The sequence below is a fragment of the Streptomyces halobius genome (genome assembly GCF_023277745.1).
Classification (GTDB): domain Bacteria; phylum Actinomycetota; class Actinomycetes; order Streptomycetales; family Streptomycetaceae; genus Streptomyces; species Streptomyces halobius.
Genome location: NZ_CP086322.1, coordinates 9,199,183 through 9,222,579, shown reverse-complemented (window position 1 = coordinate 9,222,579; position 23,397 = coordinate 9,199,183). Strand labels below are relative to the sequence as shown.

28 protein-coding genes and 3 pseudogenes are annotated in these 23,397 nt (G+C 68.8%); 11 read left to right on the top strand and 20 right to left on the bottom strand.

Annotated elements, in window-relative coordinates; genetic code table 11:
- Nucleotides 1-4: 4 nt before the first annotated feature.
- The 4 genes from K9S39_RS41780 to K9S39_RS41765 all read left to right on the top strand — a co-directional run bounded on the left by K9S39_RS41780 (nucleotide 5) and on the right by K9S39_RS41765 (nucleotide 3,607).
- Nucleotides 5-1,257, top strand: a protein-coding gene (locus tag K9S39_RS41780) for an IS3 family transposase (RefSeq protein WP_248861262.1) whose coding sequence is annotated in 2 segments (ribosomal slippage) — nucleotides 5-287 and nucleotides 287-1,257 — 1,254 coding nt in all. Because the reading frame shifts where the segments join, the coding sequence is not laid out codon by codon here.
- Nucleotides 1,258-1,945: 688 nt separating this feature from the next.
- Nucleotides 1,946-2,746 (top strand): helix-turn-helix domain-containing protein, encoded by an 801-nt coding sequence (locus K9S39_RS41775; RefSeq protein ID WP_248868531.1) that lies wholly within the window; start codon nucleotides 1,946-1,948, stop codon nucleotides 2,744-2,746.
- A gap of 10 nt (nucleotides 2,747-2,756) precedes the next feature.
- Nucleotides 2,757-3,191: a nuclear transport factor 2 family protein gene (locus K9S39_RS41770; protein WP_248868530.1), complete on the top strand. Its 435-nt coding sequence runs from the start codon at nucleotides 2,757-2,759 to the stop codon at nucleotides 3,189-3,191.
- Nucleotides 3,188-3,607 carry a PaaI family thioesterase gene (locus K9S39_RS41765; protein ID WP_248868529.1) on the top strand — a complete coding sequence of 140 codons (420 nt, stop codon included), beginning with the start codon at nucleotides 3,188-3,190 and terminating at the stop codon, nucleotides 3,605-3,607. The genes K9S39_RS41770 and K9S39_RS41765 overlap by 4 nt, the downstream gene beginning before the upstream one ends.
- Before the next feature lie 246 nt (nucleotides 3,608-3,853).
- On the opposite strand, the pseudogene K9S39_RS41760 reads toward K9S39_RS41765, so the two are convergent.
- Together K9S39_RS41760 and K9S39_RS41755 are read right to left on the bottom strand one after the other, a co-directional pair.
- A pseudogene (locus K9S39_RS41760) lies at nucleotides 3,854-4,081 on the bottom strand (NF041680 family putative transposase); the annotation flags it as partial.
- A 25-nt stretch (nucleotides 4,082-4,106) separates the two neighbouring features.
- Nucleotides 4,107-4,286: a hypothetical protein gene (locus tag K9S39_RS41755; protein WP_248868528.1), complete on the bottom strand. Its 180-nt coding sequence runs from the start codon at nucleotides 4,284-4,286 to the stop codon at nucleotides 4,107-4,109.
- 50 nt (nucleotides 4,287-4,336) lie between these two features.
- Between K9S39_RS41755 and K9S39_RS41750 the strand changes: the two genes are divergently transcribed.
- The 4 genes from K9S39_RS41750 (at nucleotide 4,337) to K9S39_RS41735 (ending at nucleotide 8,297) form a co-directional block, all read left to right on the top strand.
- Nucleotides 4,337-4,795, top strand: a complete 459-nt coding sequence (locus tag K9S39_RS41750) for a hypothetical protein (RefSeq protein ID WP_248868526.1) — start codon at nucleotides 4,337-4,339, stop codon at nucleotides 4,793-4,795.
- Nucleotides 4,796-4,908: 113 nt separating this feature from the next.
- A complete protein-coding gene (locus K9S39_RS41745; RefSeq protein ID WP_248868525.1) occupies nucleotides 4,909-5,058 on the top strand; it encodes a hypothetical protein in 150 nt (49 codons plus the stop codon).
- A 101-nt stretch (nucleotides 5,059-5,159) separates the two neighbouring features.
- Entirely contained in the window at nucleotides 5,160-6,866 is a 1,707-nt protein-coding gene (locus K9S39_RS41740; RefSeq protein WP_248868524.1) for an IS1182 family transposase, read from the top strand.
- A 507-nt stretch (nucleotides 6,867-7,373) separates the two neighbouring features.
- Entirely contained in the window at nucleotides 7,374-8,297 is a 924-nt protein-coding gene (locus K9S39_RS41735; protein ID WP_248868523.1) for a DUF1353 domain-containing protein, read from the top strand.
- A gap of 901 nt (nucleotides 8,298-9,198) precedes the next feature.
- Here the strand turns inward: K9S39_RS41735 and K9S39_RS41730 are convergent.
- The 12 genes and pseudogenes from K9S39_RS41730 to K9S39_RS41680 form a co-directional block, all read right to left on the bottom strand.
- The gene (locus K9S39_RS41730; RefSeq protein ID WP_248868522.1) at nucleotides 9,199-9,429 is read right to left on the bottom strand and encodes a DUF6087 family protein; all 231 of its coding nucleotides are present in this window, start codon (nucleotides 9,427-9,429) and stop codon (nucleotides 9,199-9,201) included.
- Between the two features lie 243 nt (nucleotides 9,430-9,672).
- Nucleotides 9,673-9,870 (bottom strand): hypothetical protein, encoded by a 198-nt coding sequence (locus K9S39_RS41725; protein ID WP_248868521.1) that lies wholly within the window; start codon nucleotides 9,868-9,870, stop codon nucleotides 9,673-9,675.
- A 280-nt stretch (nucleotides 9,871-10,150) separates the two neighbouring features.
- A complete protein-coding gene (locus K9S39_RS41720; RefSeq protein WP_248868519.1) occupies nucleotides 10,151-10,915 on the bottom strand; it encodes a hypothetical protein in 765 nt (254 codons plus the stop codon).
- A 415-nt stretch (nucleotides 10,916-11,330) separates the two neighbouring features.
- The gene (locus tag K9S39_RS41715) at nucleotides 11,331-11,618 is read right to left on the bottom strand and encodes a hypothetical protein (RefSeq protein ID WP_248868518.1); all 288 of its coding nucleotides are present in this window, start codon (nucleotides 11,616-11,618) and stop codon (nucleotides 11,331-11,333) included.
- 17 nt (nucleotides 11,619-11,635) lie between these two features.
- Nucleotides 11,636-11,782: pseudogene (locus K9S39_RS43450) on the bottom strand (DoxX family membrane protein); the annotation flags it as partial.
- A 164-nt stretch (nucleotides 11,783-11,946) separates the two neighbouring features.
- Nucleotides 11,947-12,333 carry a restriction endonuclease gene (locus tag K9S39_RS41710; protein ID WP_248868517.1) on the bottom strand — a complete coding sequence of 129 codons (387 nt, stop codon included), beginning with the start codon at nucleotides 12,331-12,333 and terminating at the stop codon, nucleotides 11,947-11,949.
- Nucleotides 12,330-12,545, bottom strand: a complete 216-nt coding sequence (locus K9S39_RS41705) for a hypothetical protein (RefSeq protein ID WP_248868516.1) — start codon at nucleotides 12,543-12,545, stop codon at nucleotides 12,330-12,332. Before K9S39_RS41705 ends, K9S39_RS41710 begins: the two co-directional genes overlap by 4 nt.
- A 99-nt stretch (nucleotides 12,546-12,644) precedes the next feature.
- Nucleotides 12,645-13,493 carry a DUF5753 domain-containing protein gene (locus K9S39_RS41700; protein WP_248868515.1) on the bottom strand — a complete coding sequence of 283 codons (849 nt, stop codon included), beginning with the start codon at nucleotides 13,491-13,493 and terminating at the stop codon, nucleotides 12,645-12,647.
- Nucleotides 13,494-13,509: 16 nt separating this feature from the next.
- Nucleotides 13,510-14,034 carry a DUF6879 family protein gene (locus K9S39_RS41695; protein ID WP_248868514.1) on the bottom strand — a complete coding sequence of 175 codons (525 nt, stop codon included), beginning with the start codon at nucleotides 14,032-14,034 and terminating at the stop codon, nucleotides 13,510-13,512.
- Entirely contained in the window at nucleotides 14,006-14,269 is a 264-nt protein-coding gene (locus K9S39_RS41690) for a hypothetical protein (protein WP_248869211.1), read from the bottom strand. The genes K9S39_RS41695 and K9S39_RS41690 overlap by 29 nt, the downstream gene beginning before the upstream one ends.
- Before the next feature lie 377 nt (nucleotides 14,270-14,646).
- Nucleotides 14,647-15,663: a transposase gene (locus K9S39_RS41685; RefSeq protein ID WP_248868513.1), complete on the bottom strand. Its 1,017-nt coding sequence runs from the start codon at nucleotides 15,661-15,663 to the stop codon at nucleotides 14,647-14,649.
- Between the two features lie 84 nt (nucleotides 15,664-15,747).
- On the bottom strand, nucleotides 15,748-15,942 hold the full coding sequence (locus K9S39_RS41680; RefSeq protein WP_248868512.1) for a DUF5708 family protein: 195 nt from the start codon (nucleotides 15,940-15,942) through the stop codon (nucleotides 15,748-15,750).
- A 320-nt stretch (nucleotides 15,943-16,262) separates the two neighbouring features.
- On the opposite strand from K9S39_RS41680, the gene K9S39_RS41675 reads away from it, so the two are divergent.
- The 3 genes and pseudogenes from K9S39_RS41675 to K9S39_RS41665 all read left to right on the top strand — a co-directional run bounded on the left by K9S39_RS41675 (nucleotide 16,263) and on the right by K9S39_RS41665 (nucleotide 17,819).
- Nucleotides 16,263-16,613, top strand: coding sequence for a hypothetical protein (locus K9S39_RS41675; protein WP_248868511.1), 351 nt, complete (start codon nucleotides 16,263-16,265; stop codon nucleotides 16,611-16,613).
- A gap of 316 nt (nucleotides 16,614-16,929) precedes the next feature.
- Nucleotides 16,930-17,022: pseudogene (locus K9S39_RS43445) on the top strand (IS5/IS1182 family transposase); the annotation flags it as partial.
- A gap of 209 nt (nucleotides 17,023-17,231) precedes the next feature.
- Complete coding sequence (locus K9S39_RS41665; protein WP_248868510.1) at nucleotides 17,232-17,819, top strand: hypothetical protein; 588 nt, start codon at nucleotides 17,232-17,234, stop codon at nucleotides 17,817-17,819.
- Between the two features lie 151 nt (nucleotides 17,820-17,970).
- Here K9S39_RS41665 and K9S39_RS41660 read toward each other — a convergent pair whose 3' ends face one another.
- From K9S39_RS41660 to K9S39_RS41635, 6 genes are all read right to left on the bottom strand, one after another.
- The gene (locus tag K9S39_RS41660) at nucleotides 17,971-18,714 is read right to left on the bottom strand and encodes a hypothetical protein (protein ID WP_248868508.1); all 744 of its coding nucleotides are present in this window, start codon (nucleotides 18,712-18,714) and stop codon (nucleotides 17,971-17,973) included.
- Nucleotides 18,715-18,716: 2 nt separating this feature from the next.
- Nucleotides 18,717-19,343, bottom strand: a complete 627-nt coding sequence (locus K9S39_RS41655) for a hypothetical protein (RefSeq protein WP_248868507.1) — start codon at nucleotides 19,341-19,343, stop codon at nucleotides 18,717-18,719.
- An 89-nt stretch (nucleotides 19,344-19,432) separates the two neighbouring features.
- A complete protein-coding gene (locus tag K9S39_RS41650) occupies nucleotides 19,433-19,768 on the bottom strand; it encodes a hypothetical protein (protein ID WP_248868506.1) in 336 nt (111 codons plus the stop codon).
- Between the two features lie 17 nt (nucleotides 19,769-19,785).
- On the bottom strand, nucleotides 19,786-20,730 hold the full coding sequence (locus tag K9S39_RS41645; RefSeq protein WP_248868505.1) for a replication-relaxation family protein: 945 nt from the start codon (nucleotides 20,728-20,730) through the stop codon (nucleotides 19,786-19,788).
- A gap of 8 nt (nucleotides 20,731-20,738) precedes the next feature.
- On the bottom strand, nucleotides 20,739-22,934 hold the full coding sequence (locus tag K9S39_RS41640; RefSeq protein WP_248868504.1) for a type IV secretory system conjugative DNA transfer family protein: 2,196 nt from the start codon (nucleotides 22,932-22,934) through the stop codon (nucleotides 20,739-20,741).
- Nucleotides 22,931-23,389, bottom strand: a complete 459-nt coding sequence (locus tag K9S39_RS41635) for a hypothetical protein (RefSeq protein WP_248868503.1) — start codon at nucleotides 23,387-23,389, stop codon at nucleotides 22,931-22,933. The genes K9S39_RS41640 and K9S39_RS41635 overlap by 4 nt, the downstream gene beginning before the upstream one ends.
- Between the last annotated feature and the right edge of the window lie 8 nt (nucleotides 23,390-23,397).

The following is a 23,397-nucleotide window of genomic DNA, read 5'->3' as shown; positions in this document are numbered from 1 at the left end:
AGTCATGGCACGTCCCTCCTCCTACCCGCCCGAGCTCCGCAAGCGTGCGGTGCGCATGGTCGCGGAGATCCGCGGTGACTACCCGACCGAGACCGCCGCGATGAACGCGGTGATGCAGAAGCTGGGCATCGGCTCACGCGAGACGCTGCGCAAATGGGTCAAGCAGGACGAGATCGACTCGGGCAGGCAGCCAGGGACGACCACCGAGGAGGCCGCACAGATCAAGGCCCTGAAGAAGGAGATCGCCGAGCTGAAGCGGGCGAACGAGATCCTCAAGGCCGCGTCGACTTTCTTCGCGGCCGAGCTCGACCGGCCACACACACGCTCGTAGCGTTCGTCGACGAGCACCGGGACCGCTTCGGCGGCGTCGAGCCGATCTGCACCGTGCTGTCCGCGCACGGTGTCAGCATCGCCCCCTCCACCTACTACGCGGCGAAGAAGCGTCAGGAGAAGCCCTCCGCCCGCGCGGTGCGCGACGAGGTGACAAAGGAGCTGATCACCGAGGCCTACGAGGCCAACTACCGTGTCTATGGTGCCCGGAAGGTCTGGCGGCAACTGCACCGCCAGGGCCACGCGGTGGCCCGCTGCACCGTCGAGCGGCTGATGCGCGAGCTGGGCATCGCCGGCGCCGTCCGCGGCAAGAAGGTCATCACCACCATCCCGGAGCCGACGGCCGCGCGGGCGCCGGACCTGCTCGACCGCGACTTCGTCGCGAAGGCCCCGAACCGCACCTGGGTCGCGGACTTCACCCACGTGGCCGCCTGGAGTGGCACCGTCTACGTCGCCTTCGTCGTGGACACCTTCTCCCGCCGCATCGTCGGCTGGGCCGCAGCCACCACCAAACACACCCAACTCGTCCTGGACGCACTGGAGATGGCACTGTGGCAGCGCGACCGCGACGGCCACCGACCCGGCGCAGGAGAGCTGATACACCACTCCGACGCGGGCTCGCAGTACACATCGTTCACGCTCGCCGAGCACCTGGACGCGGCCGGCATCGCAGCCTCGATCGGCTCAGTCGGGGACGCGTATGACAACGCGCTCATGGAGTCCACGATCGGCCTGTTCAAGACCGAGGTGATCAAGCCCCGGCGGCCGTGGAAGACGCTGTCGCAGGTCGAGCTGGCCACCGCCGAGTGGGTCGACTGGTACAACCACAGCCGCCTCCACGGTGAGCTCGGCCACATCCCGCCCGCCGAATACGAAGCCAGCCACTACCAAGCAACCACGAAACCCCAGGTCACAACCACCATCTGAGCTCTCTACCGAACCCGGGGCGGTTCAATCAGTTGGGTGGCAAGCCAGGCGATACCACTGCCGAAGACAAGCACGGCCACGGGCAGGGCAACGTAGCGGAACCGACGAAGGGTGTATCCAATTACAAAGGCTGCTAGGAGAACGACGATCGTCCCGATCGTCCCTCGTAGGGGACCGTGGCTATATCCGAGACTGCTGACATTGTGTAACTGCCACACGACCCAAACGGACTTCATCCCCGCCCCTTCTCACCCACAAGATCTCTGCCCCTCCTCGACCAGCGCAACAAACCGATACCAGTGAGGCTACGTGGATCAACGTAACAACCCGCAGCGGTGAGCGTCTGAGGAGGCCGAGGTGGCAGCTGACGAGATCATCGGACGTACCTGCGCAGAAGTACACTGCCTGCCAAGCGTCTTCAGCCACGCAGTTCCCTTGAGTCGTCCGCCCCCGCCGCCAGCTCTTATGTCAAAGGGGCCGAGGTAGTGGAACACCAGGGCGAATCGCCGTGGCAGCCTGCTCGCCCGCCTGGTGGAGGTAGTGCGGGAGGTGAGGGCCTGGGGCGCTCGCACGTCGGGCTCAGGTGCAAGCTCCACCTGAGTGCGGACGACCGCTGCCGCCCGCGTCATCGCGTCGATTACGTCAGAGGTAATGGCGCTGGCCCAGGTGCCCGCTTAGCGTCTCCCACATGACAAAGGCCGCGCCTCCACAAGTCGGCCAGTTGCTGCGCGAGTGGCGTCAGCGGCGGCGACTGAGTCAGCTCGAACTGTCCTTGCGCGCACAGATCTCGTCGAGGCATCTGAGCTTCGTCGAGACGGGCCGCTCCCAGCCCAGTAGCGCCATGGTGCTGCGCCTGGCTGAGGAGCTGGACGTACCGCTGCGCATGCGCAACCAGCTTCTCCTCGCCGCCGGTCACGCCCCGGTGTACACGGAGAGTTCGCTCGACTCACCGCGCATGGAAGCCGTACGGACGGCCGTGCGCCAGGTACTGGAAGGCCACGAGCCCTACCCCGCGGCCGTGGTCGACCGGGCCTGGAACATCGTCGACAGCAACGCGAGCATCGCCCTGTTCACCGACAAGGTGGCGCCCGAGCTTCTGACGCCACCGGCCAACGCCCTGCGCGTCACCCTGCACCCGGACGGCCTGGCACCGCACATCCGCAACCTCGGCCAGTGGCGGGCCCACCTTCTGGGCCGCCTGCGCCGCCAGATCGACGCCAGTCTCGACCCCGTCCTGAGCGAGCTCCACGACGAGCTGGTCGCCTACCCCTGCCATGAGCGGGAACCGGAGGTCGAATTTCCCGGCCCGGCGGACATCATCGTGCCCCTGCGCCTCCGCCACGACGGCGGCGAACTGGCCTTCTTCAGCACGGTGGCAACCTTCGGAACCCCGCTCGAGGTGACAACGGCCGAGCTGGCCATCGAATCGTTCTTCCCCTCGGACGCGGCGACAACCGCGGCACTCGCGAACCCGACCCCGCTTCCCTGAACGGAGAACCATGCCCACGGACACCCACACCACCCTGGACGAGCTCCTGCAGCGCCTCGGCAAGAACGATCCCGAGCGCATGGCCGACCTGTACGCCGAGCACGTCGACTGGAAGCTCAGCTGGCCGGAAGCCGAGCAAGGCCGGTCGGCCATGCCCGCGATTCGCCACCGCTCGACCCGTGCGGACGTCGCCGACCACTTCCGCTCGCTGGCCGAGCACCACATACCAGAGGAGGCCGACACGCGGATCGAGCGCATCCTCGTCGACGGCGACGACGCCGTCCTGCAGGGCGAGATCCGCCAGACCGCCCGCCATACAGGCCGCCGCTACCGTGCCCGGTTCGCCCTGCACCGCACGGTGGAGCACGGCCTGATCACCCGCCACCACGTCTACGAGGACAGCCTGGCCGTCGCCGGGGCCTTCGACCCGGAGGTCAAGGCATGACGAACCCGCAGCCCGCCGAACTCGCCGCCGCCATGCCCTACGCCGCCCGGCTCGGCATCACCATCGACGAAGCCGCCCCCGAGCGCGTCACCGGCAGCCTCGCCTGGGAGGCCGACCTGTGCACCGTCGGCAAGACCCTCCACGGCGGTGCCCTGATGTCCCTCGCCGACGCCGTGGGCGCCGCCTGCGCCTACCTCAACCTGCCGCCGGGCGCGAGCACGTCGACGGTCGAATCAAAGACGAACTTCTTCCGCGCAGCGCGTGCCGGCACAGTCCGCGCCACGTCTCGCCCCCTCCACATGGGTCGCACATTCGTCGTCGTCCAGACAGACCTGCACGACGACGACAACCGCCTGGTCGCCCAGACCACCCAGACCCAGGCGGTCCTACCCGACAGCTCCCGCAGAGCTCCGTGAGGCGGGCGGCGATGGGGGCGGAGCCGCACCCCACCTCGATGCAGGTTTCGAGGTGGAAGGCCTGAACTGGTCAATACCTGCACGTTGCACACTGGGCAGGGGTGGAGGTCCCGAAAGGCTCTGGTAGACGCTCCTGACACCCACCCCACGCTGGGGGAGCGTCTGTACACCAGCCCAGCGGAGGTGCCCCGCGGTAGGTCAGGGTGACAGTCTTCTTCAGCGACCGGGCAAAGTTGGCGTAGGCCGTCAGCCGCCGTTCCTCCCATCGGGCCGCCTGACCGTTTTGCCCACGTCGTAGCGGGTGGCGGGGTGTCGGTTCTTCGAGCCGAGCGGTCTGCCGGGGCCGGGCCGGTTGGGTTCCGGCGCACGGGCCGGGCAAGGCAAGTTCGGGCGGAGGTTCCTGAACCCCCGGCGGACTCGGGCGGGGATGAGTCGGCCGGGCTCGGCCGGCTTCTCCCAGAGGCGGCGGAGGTCCTACCGCGGCGATCCTGATCGGCAGTCACTGCTCGCGTGTGCGGAGGACAGCGCCATGGCCAATGGTCACATCCGCCACCTCGGGTCCCAGGACGGAGCAGTGGACGACATTGACATAGCCGCTCTTCGCCTGTGTGAGCCCGTCCGCACGCACGCTGCCCACTGCCACCCCTGTCTGCCCCCACGGCCGCAGGTCCGTGATCATGGATCATACGTAACTTTACAACGCCTTCATACGCAGAGGAACCCTGTTCGATGACGACCACCCCCCGCTCCGTCCGACTCACCAACGGCACGAAGAAGGCCGCGCTGTGCGCGGTTGCCGCCTCGGCCCTGCTCGCCGGTTGTTCTCCAGCAGGGTCGGACCAGACGGAATCCACCTCGTACGAGGTCAAGGAATCGGTTTCCGCGCTACGAATGAAGAACACCGGCGGCAAGATCGAAGTCGTGGCCAGTGACAGCAAGACGATCCGAGTGACGGAGACCTACACCTTCGACGCGGACAAGCCCAAGACCGAACACTCTGTTAGCGGAAACAAGTTGAACCTGGTGTCGTCCGGCTGCGGAGGCGGGTCCGGGACGTGCGACGTGGACTACCGCGTGCAAGTGCCCCGCACCATGCAGACCCATCTGGAGAACGAGAGCGGAAGCATCACCGTCCACGGGCTGTCCGGTGCGACCAACGCGCAGACGGGGGCGGCAGCATCCACATAGAGCAGGCGACGGCGAAGAAGGTCAGGGCAAAGAGCGGCGGAGGCAGCGTCACCGCGGAATTCGCCGCGGTGCCGGACCAGGTTGACGCCGAGACCGGCGGAGGAAGGGTCACGGTGCCTGTCCCCAAGGGCCGTTATGCCGTGGACGCCGACAACGACGGTGGCGGACGGCGCTCCGTCGACGTCACGGTCGATCCCGCATCACCTCACAAGATCAAGGCGCGCACCAGCGGCGGCAGGGCGACCGTGGAGTCAACGGACTGAGCTTGACTCTGTCGGGGATCTTGGAGTTTTGCGATGCGGCACCATGGTCAACGGGCATGCTCGGGTAGTTCCGATGACCGATGCAGCTGTCGAGGTGCCCATTGTCCCTCCGCCCCCGTTCCGGTGAGCAGGTCCCGCCTCTGACTGCGCAGGTCGCGCGGGCGAGCAACCCGGGTGGTACGACGGCGATATGGGTACGTGACCGCCTCGATGGGCTGTGGTGCGACGAGGACTTCGCCGCCTGGTACCCGCGGGACGGACGCCCGGGTCTCTCGCCTGCTCAACTGGCTACCGTCTGTGTGCTGCAGTTCCTGCTCGGTCTGTCGGACCGGCAGGCCGCCGAGGCGGTCCGCTGCCGCATCGACTTCAAGTACGCGATGGCCATGGAGCTGGATGACCCCGGGTTCCACCACAGCGTGCTGGTCGACTTCCGCGACCGTCTCGCCGAAGGCGACCGTGCTGACCGCCTCCTCGACCTCGCGCTGGCCCGCCTCAAGGAGGCCGGACTGGTGCACGAGCGCACCACCCAGCGCACCGACTCCACCCACGTCCTGGCCGCGGTACGTGACCTGACCCGCCTGGAGCTGATCACCGAGGCAGTCCGCGCCGCACTGGAAGAAGTCGCCGGCACCTCCCCTCACCTGCTCGACGAGCTGGTCGATGAGAACTGGGGGCTCCGCTACGGCCGACCGGTCCGTCTGGGCAAGAACCCCACCAAGCCCAAGACCAGGATCCTTGCCACCGGAAACGATGCCGTCCGGCTCCTGGAACACCTCTACCGGCACGGAGCAGATCGCGCGTTCGGCCCTCATGTCCAGGCCCTGCGCCAGATCATGGTGCAGAACTACCACCGTGACACCGCAGGACACCTGCGCTGGCGCACCGGCGAGACGGAAGGCGGGCCCGGACTGCCGCCCCCGTCCCGGGCGGTCGTTTCTCCCTACGACACCTCGGCCCGCTACGCACGGCACGGACACATCATCAGCTGGAAGGGGTTCTCCGCTCATTTGACCGAGACCTGTGCTCCCGACGGCCCCAACGTGATCACGGACGTGGCCACCACCGCGGCCACCACCCACGACAGCCAGGTCCTGCCCGGCATCCACACCCGCCTGGCCCGCCGCGGACTCCTGCCCGCCGAGCACCTGGTCGACGCCGGCTACACCTCCCTGCCCCACCTGGAACAAGCCACCCGCGAACACCAGGTCACCGTCTCCGGACCACTCCGGGGCAACCCCACCCGGCAACACCGCCGGAACGAGGGCTTCGCCCGGGACGACTTCCACATCGACTACGACCATCGGCAGGTCACCTGCCCCCAGGGCCAGGTCAGCCAGGGCTGGCACGGCCCCTACCCGACCTCCTCACCCACCGCGGCCCCGCTGATCGTGGCCAGGTTCACCAAAAGCCAGTGCCAGCCCTGCCCGGCCCGCACCCAGTGCACCACCTCCCGCGAAAGCACCCGCACCGTGAGCTTTCCCCCACGAGAACTCCGCGACCTGCAACTTCGCGTCCGGACCGAGCAACAGACACCCGAATGGAAGACCCGCTATGCGGTCCGCTCCGGAGTGGAGGGCACGGTCAACGAGTTCGCCCACGGACACGGCATGCGCCGCTGCCGCTACCGAGGACAAGGGAAAGCCCACATCCAGCACGTCCTGACGGCCATCGCCGTCAACATCGAGCGCCTCAGCGGACTGTCACCAACCGAAGAAGCCCCCACGCCCCGCCGACCGACTGCCTTCCAGAACTACCTCGACCAGCGCGAGATACCCCGGCCGAAGTCCTGGCGAACCCTCGGCACCTGACCTCGGCCGATCCAAGATCCCCGACAGAGTCAAGCTGAGAACTTGTTTCTGAACCCCTCGACGTGGCGCCAGCGCTACGCTCAGGGGAGGCGCCTCCGGGCCGTACTGGTGACCACCGTGATGGGGTCCGGGCCAAAGTCTCCATGGAGGACTTGGCTCCTGCTGTCCCGTCTCATTTGATCTTACCTCTGGTCTAGGTCGTGACCTGGGCTGATGCAAGAAGACGTGAGATGGAAACGAGGTGGAGTCTCAGTTGACGTTGTCGGGCAGCAGCGTCGTGGCGTCGCTGTCTCACGTGAAGTTGCCGCTCGGTCATCGGCGCATGGGTGATAGATCGCAGGAGAACGGATATCGGCAGCCGATCGCCGGAAGGGAACCGGTAGAGAAGGGTAATCCGTGTGAGGAAAGGGAGGTATGCATGTCCGCGTCCGACGGCCTCTCCGTGATCAGCCGCCTGCCCAGGCCCACCGGAAGCAGCGAGGAGACCGGGGCTTAGGAGGCCGCGCGATGAGGCGGGACGTCGAGCACCCGGTCACCCTGCAGCCGCGCCGGTTCTACGACGGTGGCGTCGACGCTGTCGCAGGGCAACCGGAAGTCCCGCCCGACCCGGGCTCCGATGCCCGGATCGAGCTGGTCCGGCTCACCGAGCGCGGGCGCGAGGAATTCGCGATACAGCGCCGCATCGCCTACCGCGACCGGCACCTCGGCGAGCTCCTGGTGCCCCGGGAGACTCGCACCTTCCGCAGCGACCTGACCTCGGTGCCCGCGCTCTTCACCTGGCTCGTGCCGAAGACCGGGGAGCACCTTCCGGCCACGTTGCTGCACGACGGACTGGTCCACCAGCCGGACGACCCGACGTACACCTCGACCAACGGCCACGTCGTGCTGCGGGTGGAGGCCGACCGCGTGTTGCGCGACGCGATGGCGGACGCCGGCACCGCGCTGATCCGGCGGTGGCTGGTCTGGTCGGCGGTGGCGACGGCGACGATGCTCGACGGCAGGGGAACGGGCTGGTCGAAGGCGCGGGCGTGGCGCTACCGCGCGACTGCGGCCCTGACCGTCGGGCTGATCGCCGTGCTCGGCATCTGCGCGTCCCTCGACCTCTTCGACATCGCGATCACCGGAATCCCGAATCTGCCCTGGATGGGCGACCGGCCGTGGTTCGTCGAGGTCGTCGGCGGGCTGTCGGCCGCGGGCGTGATCCCGCTGGCACTGTCGCTGTGCTGGGGACGCTTCCGGATCGCCGGCGCGGTCGTGGGGGTGAGCTTGGCGGTGCTGCTGCACGTCACGGTCGCGCTGCTCGCCCTCACCGCGCTCTACCAGGCACTGGAGTGGCTTACGGCGAGGATGCCGAAGGTGGCAATCGCGCTGGCGGGCGCGGGGACGCTGGTGGTGCTGCTCGTATTCGCCGCGGTGTTCTTCCAGCGATAATGCGAGGCTCCGCGCACAGACAACGGCGCGGCCCTCGCTGCCTGTCGAGGACGCGGGTGCGGCCCACCACCGGCACTGGGTCCGCGGCGGCACGACGGCCAGGGATGAGGCTCCTGCAGCGTCCCCAGCGCCGGGGACGCTGCCTTCTCGACGGCCGCCAAGGGCAATGCGGGCCCCTTACGTGGGCCAGGACGGGCTATAGATAGGAGCCCGTGACCACCCTCATCCAGGCTCATTTCACTGCCCTTCGCTGTGGCAGAGGTTGAGCAGCACTTCGCTCCCGCAGCTCTGGTGGTGGCGAGACCGAAGGCGTGCACCCAGGTGCGGAACGGAACAGACGGCACATCAAGTCGCCAGCGGATCGGCCTCAAATCGCCTCGAGGGGGAAGATCGCGTGAGAAGAACGAAGAGCAGCGACAACATCTTCTGAGACCCGTGGGGGTACCACGGCGCGGCAGCGACAACGTCATATGAGACCACGGCGAATCCAACAAGGTCACCTGAGTCAACAACAACGTTGCGAGAGACAGGACACCTGCCCCGGGCGCCTCAAGAGCCTCAGCACTTCCGTTCGGGTTCCCGTCACCGTGACCGTTCCGCGAACGACACCCGTCCGTCAGGACTTCCGCAGCGCGGTGCTGACCTGCGGCATCGGGGTTCAGAAACAAGTTCTGAATCCTCATGGGAGGGGCGGAACCGGCCGCCGTACGTCAACGCGTTGACGTACACCAAGGTCCGGCGGCGGCGCGGGGTCACGGGTCGCCGCGCCGCCGCCGAGGATCCAGTAGGTGTTTTCAACAGCCACTCCATCCGGGCCGCTGGCCGGTGACGTACACAACCGACGCGGCCGACGCCGCCGCCCGGCCCCCGTGGTCTGGGGACGGGTGCCGACGCGTGCGTGTCAGGCCAGAAAGACAGCGGCGGCAGCAGCATCCGGGGCGATGCCGACCGGTGCCCACTGGTGTCCGTCCCACTCGGTGAGCAGGCGGGGAGCGTCGGGGGCGATGTGGGATGCCCGAAGGTTCCCGGGGGCGAGAGGGAGCGCACGGCGGGTGCCGGTGATCTGCCGGTCAGAGGCGCGCTGCTGGTCGCGCCTGGCGAACCAGTCGGACAGTGACTCATCGGCGGCCATCGCGCGTCCCCTTCTACTGCTGCGGTTGCGGTACGGGCTGCTGGGGTTCGTCCAGCCACACCGTAGCGCCGTCCGGAGTGACGGTGAGGCCGTACCGGTCGACGCCCGGACGATCGCGGGACTCCCACCAGCGATAGGCCGCTCCACCTCGTCCCACAGGCGACGGGAGCCGTGCTGGGAGACCTGCGCCGGGCCATCGTCGGGCCACCGGGCGGCAGCCCAGGAACGGTCACGAAGGCTGTATCACCAGGCTGCGCGGGTGCCGTCCGGCTCTGCGTAGGCAGTATGGGCGCAGGCAGGCACGGCGAGACCGATGACGAACTGTGCGTCGGTGAGTTCCGCCGGCACGAGTTCGGCTGTCTTCCGGGCGGCGCTTGTCCAGTCGGTGACGTAGTCGACATGGTCGGGCCAGTCGAGTCGTCCGCGCTTTCGGTCCTTCATGAACTCCACACGGCGGGTTCGCAGGTCAACGGGCTACGTCCCCGCATCAGCTGTCGCGTTAAACCGTGCATTTACCGTGACAGCTGCTCCGGCGACCTGCGGAAACGACGCCCTGAACGAAGATCAGGTGCCCGCATTTACTGCGGTTGCCTGTTCCAGCCGCATTCCGGTTGGCCATTTCCGCCGACTACGGCCACAAGGGCGCCGAATAAACGTCCGCTCAACGCCCCCGGAATTCCCCCTCCCAGCATCGGAAGGGGAGAGTTCTTGTTCCCCGCCACTAGCCCCACATGTCGATGCTGTACACGTCTGAGTTCACAGCGCTCAAGGAGTAGCCACCGCCTCCCGCACCGCACTGAACTGTGGTGTCAGGGGTGTCGGAGGCATTGGTCGCCGTATTGAACGATGCATTACCGGTGTTGGGCAGAACGTTCGTGTAGTGCTCAGATCCATTCGAGTACACACACTGATGAACATTGAGGTACCTGCTGTCGGGGTCCCACATGTCGATGCTGTACACGCCTGAGTTCACAGCGCTCAAGGAGTAGCCACCGCCTCCCGCACCGCACTGAACTGTGGTGTCAGGGGTGTCGGAGGCATTGGTCGCCGTATTGAACGATGCATTACCGGTGTTGGGCAGAACGTTCGTGTAGTGCTCAGATCCATTCGAGTACACACACTGATGAACATTGAGGTACCTGCTGTCGGGGTCCCACATGTCGATGCTGTACACGCCTGAGTTCACAGCGCTCAAGGAGTAGCCACCGCCTCCCGCACCGCACTGAACTGTGGTGTCAGGGGTGTCGGAGGCATTGGTCGCCGTATTGAACGATGCATTACCGGTGTTGGGCAGAACGTTCGTGTAGTGCTCAGATCCATTCGAGTACACACACTGATGAACATTCACGTAGCGACCCGAAGCTGCCAGCCGTTCGGCGGGAGCAGTTGCCGAGGCAGGCACCACTGTCGTGCAGGTGAACGCGCTCGCGCCCACCGCGGCCATGACAACGGACTTCCAGAGAGGCGTGATCTTCGATCGGCTCATGACGGAGCCCTCCTGATTCCCTTTTGCCGCATCCGCGACACCGAGCGACACACAGCACCCCCAGGGGAGCATGTGATGCAACGTTCCGTAACAGTCGAAGAGTCCACCCAACCTGATCAAGTGACTAATCGTCCGAGTGTACGCAAAGCGCTAGTAGCACCAAAAGGGATGAAGGGTGTGTAAAGGCGACTCGCCAGTGCGGGATGCTCGCCTTCTGCTCGGCCCGGAGAAGAGGTTTATCCCACGCGAATCGAGCCACCCAGAGGCCCTCACGGCCGGATCCTCCCTTGAATTCCAAGTCAGAATGCTGCCCGCATGACGCCGCGAATTCCTCGGCCGAGGACCGCAGGGCCGCAGGCGGAGCTGGCCCGCGAAGTCCTAGACGGCGACACCCCGGGCTGACCGGCCGCATCGTTCAGCGGCGTGCCCCTTCCGCCTCGGTCGGCCAGGCGGCGGCGCTGCGGTGCAGGCGGACGTCCAGGGAGTAGGCGCCCGCCCCGACGATCAGCAGGAAGAGGCTGCCGCACAGCTGGGCGAGGTCGGTGCGGGACTCGTGGGCGAAGTCCCACCAGCCGGACTTGCCGGTAGACAGCGGGGTGTCGCCCCACAGGATCGGCAGCTTGGTGATGAGCAGCGCGCCGAGCATGTTGACCACCATCGGGACGGCGGCGAGCCGGGTGAGCAGGCCGGCCAGGAGCAGCACCCCACACAGACGATCTCGAAGACACCGTCCAGCGGGGCGAAGAAGCCCGGGGCGGGGATGCCGGCCTTGTCGAACCGGCCGGCGCCCTGCGCGTCGGGGCGGACAAACTTCAAGATCCCCTCGGAGAGGAAGACCGCGCCCACGTACAGGCGGATGAGAACCACCGCCGCGAGCGCAGTGGTGCCGGTCAGCTTCGCCTGCCAGGTGCTGAGCTGAGGGATCGTGCCCCTCCCGTTCGGAGTCGAGTGGTGCGGCCGACCCGGGTGGGCCGGTGTGGTGCCGACGCCGCGCACCCGGGGATCGGGGGCTCGCCCGGGTACGCGGCAGATTAGGGGGCGGAGGCTGGTGCGGGCTGCGTGAGGCGGTCGAGCCGTTGGTACAGCGCCTGCACGAGCCGGGCGCGGTCCTGTACGCAGCGGGCAGTGCCTTCCAGCGGGACGGACAGTCGCCGGTCGGCCTCGCGCAGGACGACTTCGGCGAGCGCCCGTCGACCGTTGTCCGCGGGGAGCAGCTGGGCGTGGCGCTGGACGTCGGCGGACACGGCGCGGGCGTGTCCGGTCAGCTGGAGGGCGATCTGCGCGTAGTCGCGGGGCTCAAGGGCCGGGTTGGTCCAGGCGAGGACGGCGGTGATGAGTGCTTCGTGCGGGGCGCGGTCCAGGGGGAGTTCCGCCTCGATGCGTTCCTCGGGGTCGTACAGGACCGTGTGCGTGCTCATCGGGGCCTGGCTGGCGTGGGGTGGGGGCTGTGCGGTCGGCGCTCGGTGTGCCGGTCGGCGTCGTGCTGGTCGTCGCTGGTGGCGGCGAGGAACCGGGCGAGGCCGCGGTCGGAGCGGGCCAGCAAGGCCGAGGACGGGACGCCGTAGCCAGGCTGTTGAAGGTCGCGGCCCTGTGGCGCAGCGTCGGCGGTGGTGTTCGTGCGTGCGCGCATGAGGTTCCGTTCCTTCCCGGCTGCTGGTGGGTCGGTGTTCTTCGACGCTACGGAGGCTGCCGGAGGGCGCTCAACGAAGTTGCGGATGATTGCGCGGATTCATTCCAGCGCGTCGATCGCGGCCCGGATGAGGGTCCTGGCGGCGTTGCCGTGGACGGCGCTCGTGGCGAGGCCGGTGAAGGCGCGGGCGTAGTCGGCGAGCTCGCGGGGCTGGCGGACGTTGATTGACGCGGTCAGCGTTTCGACCACGGTGTGGTGGTCGTCGTAGAGGTAGAACACCTCCAGCGGCCACACGGTGCGTTCGGCGCCGAGGGGGATGATGCCGAGGGAGACCGAGGGCAGCGGCATCACGGTGAGCAGGTGCGCGAGTTGGCCGGCCATCGTCTCGGCGGTGCCGATCCGCGTGCGCAGCACCCACTCCTCGATGAGGACGACGAAGCGGTGGCCGCCTTCGTAGAGGAAGCGGGAGCGGGCCAGGCGGGCGGCGACGGCGTCGGCGATGTCGTCGGGGGTGCCCTGGAAGTCGGTGATGGAGCGCATCAGGGCCTCGGCGTAGCTGGCGGTCTGGAAGAAGCCGGGGATCACGTTGGAGGTGTAGGCGCGGCAGAGGCGGGCGGCGGCGTTGCGGGCGAGGACGTCTTGCTGGGTGCGGCGCATGCCGTCGCGGTGCTGGCGGCGCCATTCCAGGTACATCGACTCCACCGCGCGGGCGGTGGCGATGAGGTCGGCGGTCTGGTCGGCGGCCGCGCAGGCGGCGGTCCAGGCGCGGATGTCGGCGTCGGAGGGGGCGACCTTGGCGCGCAGGATGCGGCTGGTCTTGGCCGGGTGCCAGCCGCACCGGGCGGACAGCTCACGCCCGTTGATCCCGGCGTCCCGTGCCAGGTGGGCCAGGCGCACGGCGAGGGCTTCGCGCGCGGCCTGGGCGCTGGAGGAGGGGGAGGCGGGCATGGGCTGTCGCTACTGGTCAGACGGTGTACTTCTCGTGTGGGACGGCGCGCTGCCACACCGCCTCGAATGCGGCCGCGCACAGCGCCGCGGTGTCCGGGTTGTCGGTTCGTTCTTTGGCCGCCCAGTCGCCGTCGCCGGTGAAGTGGTTGAACTGCACGACCTTGCCGTCCAGGAGCCAGAAGTCGGCTCCGGGCAGGGCGAGGTCGGCGGCCTGGCGGCGGGACAGCCAGCGCACGTCCTCCCCGGCCTGCAGGTTGAGCACGGTGATGGCGTGCTCGTAGCGGATGTAGTCGGTGACCGGCTCGGAGACGATCCGCACCCGCCGCATCACCACGCCACGGGCGACCGCGTCGGTCACCAGCGGCAGCCACTCGGGCCAGAACGACTTGGTCGGGTCGGTGTTGGCCGTCCCAGTGCGCAGGAAGGCCGCGTAGTCCTCGGCCTCGTCGCCGACCGCGTACAGGTCACGCATCTCCAGATGCACGGCGCTGTGACGGGTAGCGGCGAGCAGGTCAGCGAACGGCTTTTCGTTCAGCGACATCGCACGCCTCCCTCAGAATCGGCACCATGCGGGCCGGAATCCGGATGACCCGCTCGTGGGCGGGGATGCCGGTCGCGTGCCCCGGCACCCACTGGGTGCTGCCGATCAAATCTTTGAGGAGCGCTTCGGCTTCCTCGCCTTGCAGGACGAGGTCGGCGCTCTCCTCCTCCACCCACACCGTCGGCGATCCCTCACCGCCGGTGTTCGGATCCATCCCGACGAACCGTAACGTCACCACTGCCTCCCCTGTCGAGCCGATTGCGCGCAGTTGCGCCACGACCGTCCCGCGCCCGCGTCTGACGGCCAAGGCCACCGGGACGCGCAGGTCGCCGCGAATGCGTACCAGAGGCGACCGGGCCAGTGCGAGGCGCGGTTCGTGCCCTCTTTCTGCTTCGGCTTCAATTAGTCGCCTCTGATATCTGTGTAACTTCGTCACCGACGCGGGCTTCCTGCCGGTCGCCTGGAATCGGGTGCGTAACAACAGGGTGCACACACGGCGAGGGGAGACGGCAGAGGCGTCCTGCGGGGCGCCTCTGTGCGTCCCGCAGCTAACGGGCTGCCCCGCGATTGATGTTGGGGTGTGTTGGCCTGGCGATTCGGCTGATGCGTGATTCAGCAGGCCGCCGGGCGGACGGGCACGAGTTCGGTGCTTGGCTTGTGCCGGGTGGGCCTGCGGGCGGCGCGGGCAGAGACCAGCCCGGCGACGGCGCGGTGGGTTTCGCCGTAGGTCTCGCGGCGTCCGGTGTACCGCTGAAGCGGACGCCACTGGCGGTGCTCGGCGTTCGCGTGTTCGACACAGATGCGACGCGAGGACTGGCGGCGCTTCATCTCGCGCCAGCCATACCGTTCGGTCAACGGCGCGTCGTCATCCGCCCCCTTCGGTTTCTTCGGCGGGGCGAAGACCTGGCCGGGGAACTCGATGGCCAGACCCCGATAGCCGTCGTCGACCTCTGCTTTGACCGTGGGGTGCCGACGGAACTGCTCGGCGATGCCCTCGGTGCGCACCGAGGTCTGGTCATGCATCCGGCCCGGCCGCACTGCCCCGGACCACAGGGTGCGCCCGTGCCCGTCACTGATCGTGGTCGTCTTGATGGTGTTCTGCTTCCGTTTGCCTGACACGAACGCGCGCCGGCCGGGTCTGCCCGCCCTCGGGCGGCGGACCTGGGTCTCCATCCCGTCAATCCGCAGGGTGACGTTTTCGGCTTCGGCGTAGGCGAACACGTCCTCCAGCGTGCGCAGCCGCAGCCCAGGATGGTCCGGGACGGCGAATCCGCGCTCGGCGAGCAGCGGACGGATCTCACCGATCGCGCGGCCGATGGTGGACGAGCCCACCCCGTAGACCACTCCCAGGGCCTGGTGGGTGAGCCCGGTCCGCAGGTGCACCAGCGTCACCAGCAGCCGGTCGACGAAGACCAGTCCGTACTTCGGTCCGGCCCCCGCCTCCCGGCGACGGGAACCCCCACGTCGGTCGTGCCGTCCGGACTCACATCGCGCCTCCCAGCGCGCGGCGAGCTCGGAGGCCAGCTCGCCCAGGTGCTCCTCCGACAGGCCGCAGAAGGCAGAATGGGACATGGCCGTGCGGGCCTGACTGAGCATCACACCCCAGACAACTCGCACGGCCTTCGCCATGTCCCCACCTGTGAACAAGATCAATCGCGAGGCAACCCGTGAAGGCAGCACGGTCCAAGCGGTATGCCGCTGCCCGGCCGTCCGCTACTCCACACTCCGCGCGCCGAACGCCTGGTACACGCCGTAAAGCAGCTGTATGCCACCGATAGCGATCAGCACCACGCCCACCTTCGTGAGCGTAAAGACGGGAATGTGGACATCCTCGGTGAACAAGCCCAGCGCAACTCCGATGACGGCGCAGACTGCGCCCTCGACGATGTTCTTCGAGGCGGGAGCCACGTGGCTGATCTCCTTGAGGTCGCTTCATCCCTGGCGTCCAGGGCTGTTGCTCGCTCACAACCCTAGGTGGGGACGCGGGGCGCAACCTCAACCCGACGGATGAGATGCGCACTACACACTTCGATGGACCGGAAGTCGCGGTCTTCGTCATGTCACGGCCGCCCCGCGATCAATCGTGGGGCGGCCCGTAAGCCGCTCACCGGCGCGCCAGCCGCGTCGCTAAGGGCTGTCCCGCAATGATCAACTGACTCGATACGGTCAGCATCGGGGATGGCCACCTTGGCCGGTCTGGTGACGGCTGCGACATGCGGAGCGGCGGCATGGAGGGAGACAGCGTGGCGGGAGGCAGCGCGATGACGTCGACGACGCTCGCGGTGAACGTCACCCCGGCCGGCGTGCCCGTCATCGGCGCCGTGATCGCCCTCGCGCTGCTGGCGGGCCTGGTCTGGGACGCGCTGCGCAAACCCGGGGAGCCCTGGTTCCGCTGGCTCTTGCCCGCCGGATACTGCCTCCTCCTCGCCGGCTTCGCAGTCGGCCCGCCCCTGATCGTTGGCGCAGCCCTCGTGATGGGTGCGGGCCTCGCCCTGACGAACCGCTGGCGCTGGACCCACCGCAACGCCCAGGCCCGGCGCCCGTCCGGCCGCAACCGCCTCCGTCTCCCGAGAGACTGAAGGCCCCGCCCCACTCCCCCGAGCGGCGCTCGCGATGCCCACACCCGGCATCACGAGCGCCGCTCGCCGCCTTCAGCGCGGTGCGCCAGCCGATGGGCGCTGTGGCCGGCAGTGGACACACACTGCCGTCAGCTCGCGTGACCTTGGTGCCCGGACCGTACGCGCGCTCCGTGACGCCTCCTCCCGGATGCAGACGAGGGAGTGCCCGGTCTGCGGGGTCACCTGGTTGGCGGGCCTGGAGCGTCGTTCCGACGCTCGCTTCTGTTCAGGGCGCTGCAAGCAGGCCGACCACCGGCGCCGGCCAGCCCTCTTCGACCTCCACCGCCGATACGAACGCAAAGCCGAGCACTTCCTCGCCTTCGTCGGCATCGCTGCCGCTCTTATCTGCTACCGCCGACTCACCAAATGAGACGGCTTCTTAGTGGGCGGTTCGTGAAGTGATGTCCGTTTCCGTGTGAGGGTGTTGTGTCGGGGGTGCTGGAGTAGCTAGTGGCCAGTAGCCGACGGTCAATGGTCTGATCTTCGCCCGCCCGCATCTTCGGGATCTCTCGCGGAAGATGCGGGCGGGCCCCCGCTCATATCGATCCACAGAACTCAGTAAAATCATCAGGAGAAGAAGTGCTGCTGACCATCGTCGCATTGCTCGGCTTGGGGGGCGCTATCACGGCTATGGGAGTCCAGGGCCCCTTGAAGAGACTCAGCTGGGCCATTGCTGCCATTTCCCTGGGCGCTCTCTTGCTCACCTTCCTGCTGGGCCCGGTGGCGATTTTGGTCGCCGTCAGTGCCTATGGTGTCGCACTGGCCGTCTTTCCCCCCTTCGCACGCTCATCACACACGGCCCTGGTGCGGTGGTTGCTCACCGTCCTGCTGGCAGAGGTGAGCCTGACCACGTACTTCATCGCCACAGAGACCGACATGATCGCCCTGTGGCTCATGCTCTTCGGACCCGGCACGCTCGCTTCGGCGGCCCGGCTGACAACAGAGGCGCGCCAGCACAGCGGTACGGCACTGCGGGACACCGACCCGCAGCATGAACGTGGCCAGCTGGACGCGGGCGGCGCGGCCGGGGTCGCAGGGGTGCGGGCGCCGGCCGACCGGTCGGCCGTGGCAGGGCCCGCGCGGCACACCAAACAAGGATTCTCTTCCTCCGGCTACCGCGTAGGAAGAGATGTCCGCGCGGCGAAAGGGCCTGCCCACCGGGTCTGACCTGCATCAATGAGGCACGGCGTCAAAGGGGGTTTCCCACCCTCGGTCCAACTCTCGGTCACACGATGAAACCAACCGTGGAGCAAACCGTGGAGCAAACCGTGGAGCAAACCGTGGAGCAAACGATGAAACCTACCCTCGGTCCAACTGGTCATCGGCCGGCTCGCTCGTCCAGTTCGGCACGCAGGGCAGCGAAGGCGCGTTCGGCTGCCTGCTGGTCGCGCAGGGCTTCCATCCACCCTTCGCGCGCTTCCGCGTCCGGCTGACGCGGTGGGCACGCACCACGAGTGCGTCGCCGGTACGTTAGCGGAGAGGCGCTGGTAGGGGCTGCGAGCGACTGCCAGAAATGGCTCTCCGGTTCGCGCAGGCGCGCAGCGTGCCGGGGCGGCTGCGCCGGCACCTCGGCGCGACGGGCCGCGAGAGCGCTGCGCAGGCCGGGGCGGAGCTCGGCCTCGTAGTGCTGCCAGGCGGGGGTGTTGGGGCCATCCAGGGAGCGGAGCAGGGCGGTGTAGCGCTCGGCGTTCTCGTCCGCGGCAGGGGTTTTGGCGGGCTGGGGCGCGGCGTGGGTGGGGGGAAGGTCTCCGGTGTGCTGGCGGCGTGCCAGTTCGTGGTGGATGTAGGCGATGGGGTTGCGGAGATGTCCGGGCACGCCCCAGGTCCGCAGTTCGGCGGCCAGGCCCTGGGCGGTCCAGCCGGCGTCGAGCAGGGGGCGCAGGGCGTAGGCGAGTTTGCGTGAGCAGGTGCGGTGGAGCCACCAGATCTCCGTCTGGAGCTGCTCGGTGGCGGTGATGTGCCGGGCGCAGCGCTGCGGGGTGGTGCGGTGGTGGTGGGAGGTGGGGGTTTTGCGCCTCGAGCGCGTGCGCGAGGTGTAGTTAATACCCCCGTCTACCTGCACCTCTAGGTGTCTGTAGAGACCACCACAGAAGGGGTGCAACGCGTCCGGTCGGTCTGGGTGGCCTTGCGGCGGGCTTCAGCGATAGCGCGGTGACGGCCGTGGGAGGTGACGCCGATGATGCGGGCGTGGTAGCCGTGTCCGGACAGGCGACGGCCGCGGGCTTCGTCGTACGCGGGCGGGGCGACGGCAGCGAAAATCGTGGCAGTGGCGCGGTATCCGTCGCCGGGCTTCCAGGCGCCCCTGGTGCGCCGCACGTTGGCCTTGGTGCCGTGTTCGACGTAGGCGATCAGGCCGAGCTCGCGCAGGTGCTTGGCGGCGTACATCACGGTGCGGCGGGAGACGCCGAGGGCGCGGGCGGTGGCGTCGGCGGCGAAGGCGAAGTGTCCGTTGCGACTGGTGCGCATGCGGGCGGCGAAGAGCTTGGCCAGGCGCAGCGTGGTGGTGCCGGCCTTGGGGTGGTAGCCGCTGGTGATCATGTGGTGGGCGGCGGCGAGGAAGTCTTCACTGCGGCGCAGCTGGCGGGAGGCGGTGGTGTGGCACTCCTGGTCGCTCGGGTCGAGGACGAGGGTGAATTCTGGTCGTGCCGGGCCGGATTCCTCGGTGTGGTGGTCGCCGGTGGTGTCAGGCATGATGAGGATGCGCTTTCCTAGCAGGGAGTGCAGACGCTGAACGGCGTTTGGTGGCCGCGGAGGTGATGACTTCGCGGCCACCGCTTTTTTCAGTGCGGGATGCGGGCTCTGTCCGCCTGCGGCGGGGCCGTGGTGGGGGCGCGGGGGACCAGGAGAAGGTCGTCGATGCTTCCGCGGCCGCCGGTCTGCTGCTGCCAGCCCTCATAGATGTGGTGGATGACGGAACGGGCGATCCTCCGGTACTCCTCCGCGGACTGTTCCTGTCCGGCGAGCGTCCCTATCGGGCGGGTGTGGCGGTACAGGGCGAGCATTTCGGCGATAGGCGGGGTGTGCGGCCGGGCCGCTGCGTCCAGGTCGGTGCAGGCCGGCTGGTGGGGCTGCGCGGGTGCGGGAGCCGGGGGGTTGGGTGTGGTGAACCAGAGCATGGGGGTGTCCTTGTCGGTCAGGCCGCGGTGGCGGCAGGCGCGGTGGTGGGGGCGAGCCAGACGTCGGTCGGGGTGGCTGGGCCGAGTACGGGGGTGACGATGGGGGCGAAGGGGCCGCGGTCGCGCAGTTCGTCGAGTGTGGTGATGCCGGCCTTGATGCCGGCGGTGGGCAGGCGGGGGTCGGCTGCGGCAAGGCTGCGCAGGTCGTTGATGCGGCTTTGGAGTCGCGCGCTCGTGGCGCCGGTGAGGACGAGAAGGACGCGGGGGTAGAGGGGATAGCGGCTGCGCCATGCCAGCTGGGGCTTGGCGGTGGTGGTGCGTGCCGCGCGGGTGGCCGGCTGCGGGGCGTAGGCGTGGTAGGCGGCGTAGGCGTGGAGTTTCTGGGCGAGGCGGCCCACGGTCATCTGGGCGCGGTCGACCTCGATGAAGAAGGTGAGCAGCGTGCGCCGGTCGGCTTCGGTGTGGACGTAGTGGAGAACGGCGTCGGGGATCAGCGACAGTTCCTCGCCGGGGCGGTCTTCGGCGCGGTAGTAGTGGGCGATCTCCGGGGTCCAGTCGAGGGGCCCGCATTCGTGGCCGAGGCGGGCGGCGTGGGTGACGAAAGCGGTGCCGGTTTCGACGGTGGCCAGGGTGTGCTCCTGCAGGGGGCCGGCGGCTGCCTGCCGGCTCATGCGGTAGGGGCGTTTGGCCAGCAGGCCGGTGGCTTCCACGGCTTCGGCGCCGTTTTCGGTCAGCCACCACAGCAGTTCGCTCTGGCCGTGGCGGCGGCGGTTGACGCAATCGGCCAGGCCGTCGCTGCGCAGGCTCTGGAGCTGGCGGCGGAGGTATTCGGAGCTGGTGTTCTGCGGGGTGATCAGGCGGTGGAGTTGGCCGGTGGAGACCAGGCGGTGCTGGTAGAGGGCGTCGAGGGCGTGCTGGCCGGTGACGCTGACGCCGGCGGGGACAGGGTGGGGGTAGGGCATGGTGGCTCCTAGCCGAGGTGGGTGTGCTGGTCGTCGCCGGGGCCGCCGGCGGCCGGCAGGGCGGGGCGTGCAGTGAACAGCGCGCGGATGTCGTCGTCGAGGGTTTCGAGGGCGTCGAGAATCTCGCCGACCGCGCGGCGGCGGGTGTTGGTGTCGATGGCCTGGCGAAGAGCGGGCAGCCTGTCGGGGTTGTAGTAGTGGGCGAAGAGTTCGTCGACGGGCAGGCCGCGGACGCGGAAGGGTTTGGTGGGGCGGCCGTCGAGGGCGATCGACATCAGGTAGTGGTATTTGGGCAGTTCGGTGATGGTTTCGGCGGTGACGTGCCCGTTCCAGCGGCGGGCGACGAAGGCTGCTTCGTCGTAGTCGGCGGCGCAGGTCGAGAGCATCGACTGGTTCTGCAGCAGCGCCTGTCGGGTGGTTGCGGAAAGGCGCAGTGCCATCTGCGTCATGCCGACGAAGCGCACTTCGTACTTGCGGAGTTGTTCGGCGATGGCGGCGAGGAAGCCCTTGGAGGAGGAGTCCAGGGCGGTGAGTTCGTCGCCCCAGGCCCAGAACGTCTTGCGGTCTTCGCGGGGCGTGTCCTGGCGGGAGAGGCCGGCGCGGTGCAGGTCGTGGATGAGCAGGCAGGAGACCAGCGCGTCCGCTTCGGAGCCGGAGGGGCAGATGAACACGATGCGGCCGGTGTCCATGGCGGTGCGGACGTCGTAGCCGGAGCGCGGGGAGCCGAAGAAGGCGCGCAGCGAGTCGGAGGTGTCGAGGCGGTCGATGGCGTAGGTGACCGTGGGCACCGCGTTCTCCGCCAGCTTCGGGAACGTCGTGGTCCAGTACTTCTGCACAGTGGGCGGTAGATGGGGCAGGAGGGCTTCGCGCCAGCGGTCGTCGGTCAGCCAGGAGCGGATCTGGAAGAGGGTGGGCTGCAGATCGGGGCGGCCGGCCGCGACCGCCTGGAGCGCGAGGAGGGCCAGGGCCTGGACGGTGCGCGCCAGGATGGTGCGGGCGCGCGGTGCCTTGTCGCCCCAGTCCTGCGCGGCCGCGATGCCCTCGGTGACCGCGCGGACGACTTCTTGGACGTGCGTGGCGTCGCGCCCCTCCATCGACAGCGGGTTCCACGACACCACGCGCTGGTCGGGGGTGGGGGTGGCCAGGTTGATCTCCCACACCCGGTCCTGCAGGTGCGGGTGGACGATGTAGGGCTGTGCGCGCGTCCAGGCTTCGCCGTGGGGGTCGAGGAACCAGGTGCCGTGGCCGTTGTGGGCCAGGGCGATGGCCTGGACGAGGCCCTCCTCGGTCTTGCCGTGACCGGACTTGCCCAGCAAGAGGGCGAACAGCAGGTCCTTGATGCGGGCCGCGCCGATGCGTTCGCGGCCGTCGGGGTAGACGACGGCGCCGAGCGGGACGAGGTCGGGCTGTCCGGTGTAGACGGGCAGGGTGGCCGGGGCGGGCGGGACGATACCGCCGGAGCGCATGACGTTGCTGCCCGAGCAGCGGGCGGTGGGGGGCTTGAGGAATCCGGCGAGTTCGGGGGCGGTCAGCCACTGCCGACGGCGGGGCGCGAACTGGCCGGTGGCCATGCGGTGGTCGAAGCGGGCGATGGCACGGCGGGTCTTGGGGCGGTGGGGGCGGAAGTAGTTTTCCCCGCTGGTGGAGGCGAGGGCGGCGAGCAGCTGGTTCATGCGGGCGCGGGCGGCCTGGGGGTGGCGGGCGGTGGTGCGCAGCAGGAGTTGGACGGCGAAGACCGCGCCGCCGGGGGTGAACTTGCCGACGCTGTCGCGGACGTCGCTTTGTCGCGGCACCCGGTTCGTGGTGCGTGCGGAGCGGTTGCCGTTCCAGTCGGATGTCAGGGCGTCCATGAGGCTTGCCCCGAGGCCGGCGGCGCTGACCGTGGTGAGGCGCTCGCCGTAGGCGGAGGGTCCGCGGCGGCGGGCGGCGGCGAGCAGGGTGCGGCGGCGGCGGGCGAGGCGGCGTTCGCTGACCGGGATCAGGTCCAGGCACACCTCGGCCTGCTCGCCCTCCTCACTGCGGACGTCGGCGAAGGCGGCGGCCAGAGGCTGCAGCGGGTCGGGGTTCAAGCCCAGGGACGCGAGGGGCTTGGCGTCGGGGAGCGCCAGGATGAGCTCGGCGCGCTCGAAGTACTGCGGCGCGTCCGCGTCCGCGTCGGTGGCGGGCGAGGGCTGGTGGGGCTTGGTCAAGTCGATGAGGGTCATCGCCGTGCCTCCTTGGCCAGGGAGAAGTGCACGGGGTGGATGTCGGCGCTGGCGTGGGGGGTGCGGACCTCGACCTCCGAGTAGGCCGGCATGCGCATCACCGCGGCCGCGTCGGCCGGGCCTTCGAGGTAGCAGCGCATCTGGCCGTCGGTGACGGTGTAGCGCAGGCGGGCGGCGGAGCCGCGGGCCGGGGCGCCGGCCGCGTGATGGATCCGGGCGAACTGGTGGGCTGCCCGGCCGACCTCTTCCAGGCCGGGGTTGAACGTGGACGTCGGCACCAGCTCGACACAGGCCCGGTGGGCCAGGGCTGCGTCCGCATGCCGGCGGCGGCGCAGGCTGACGATCCCGGCGGCGACGGCTCCGGCGAGGATGAGGGCTGCGAGGTAGGGGGAGCTCGCGGCAATGACGTGTGCGGCGTCGCGGGCGGCTGCCACACCGGGCAGCTCGGCGCTCATGCCCGGCT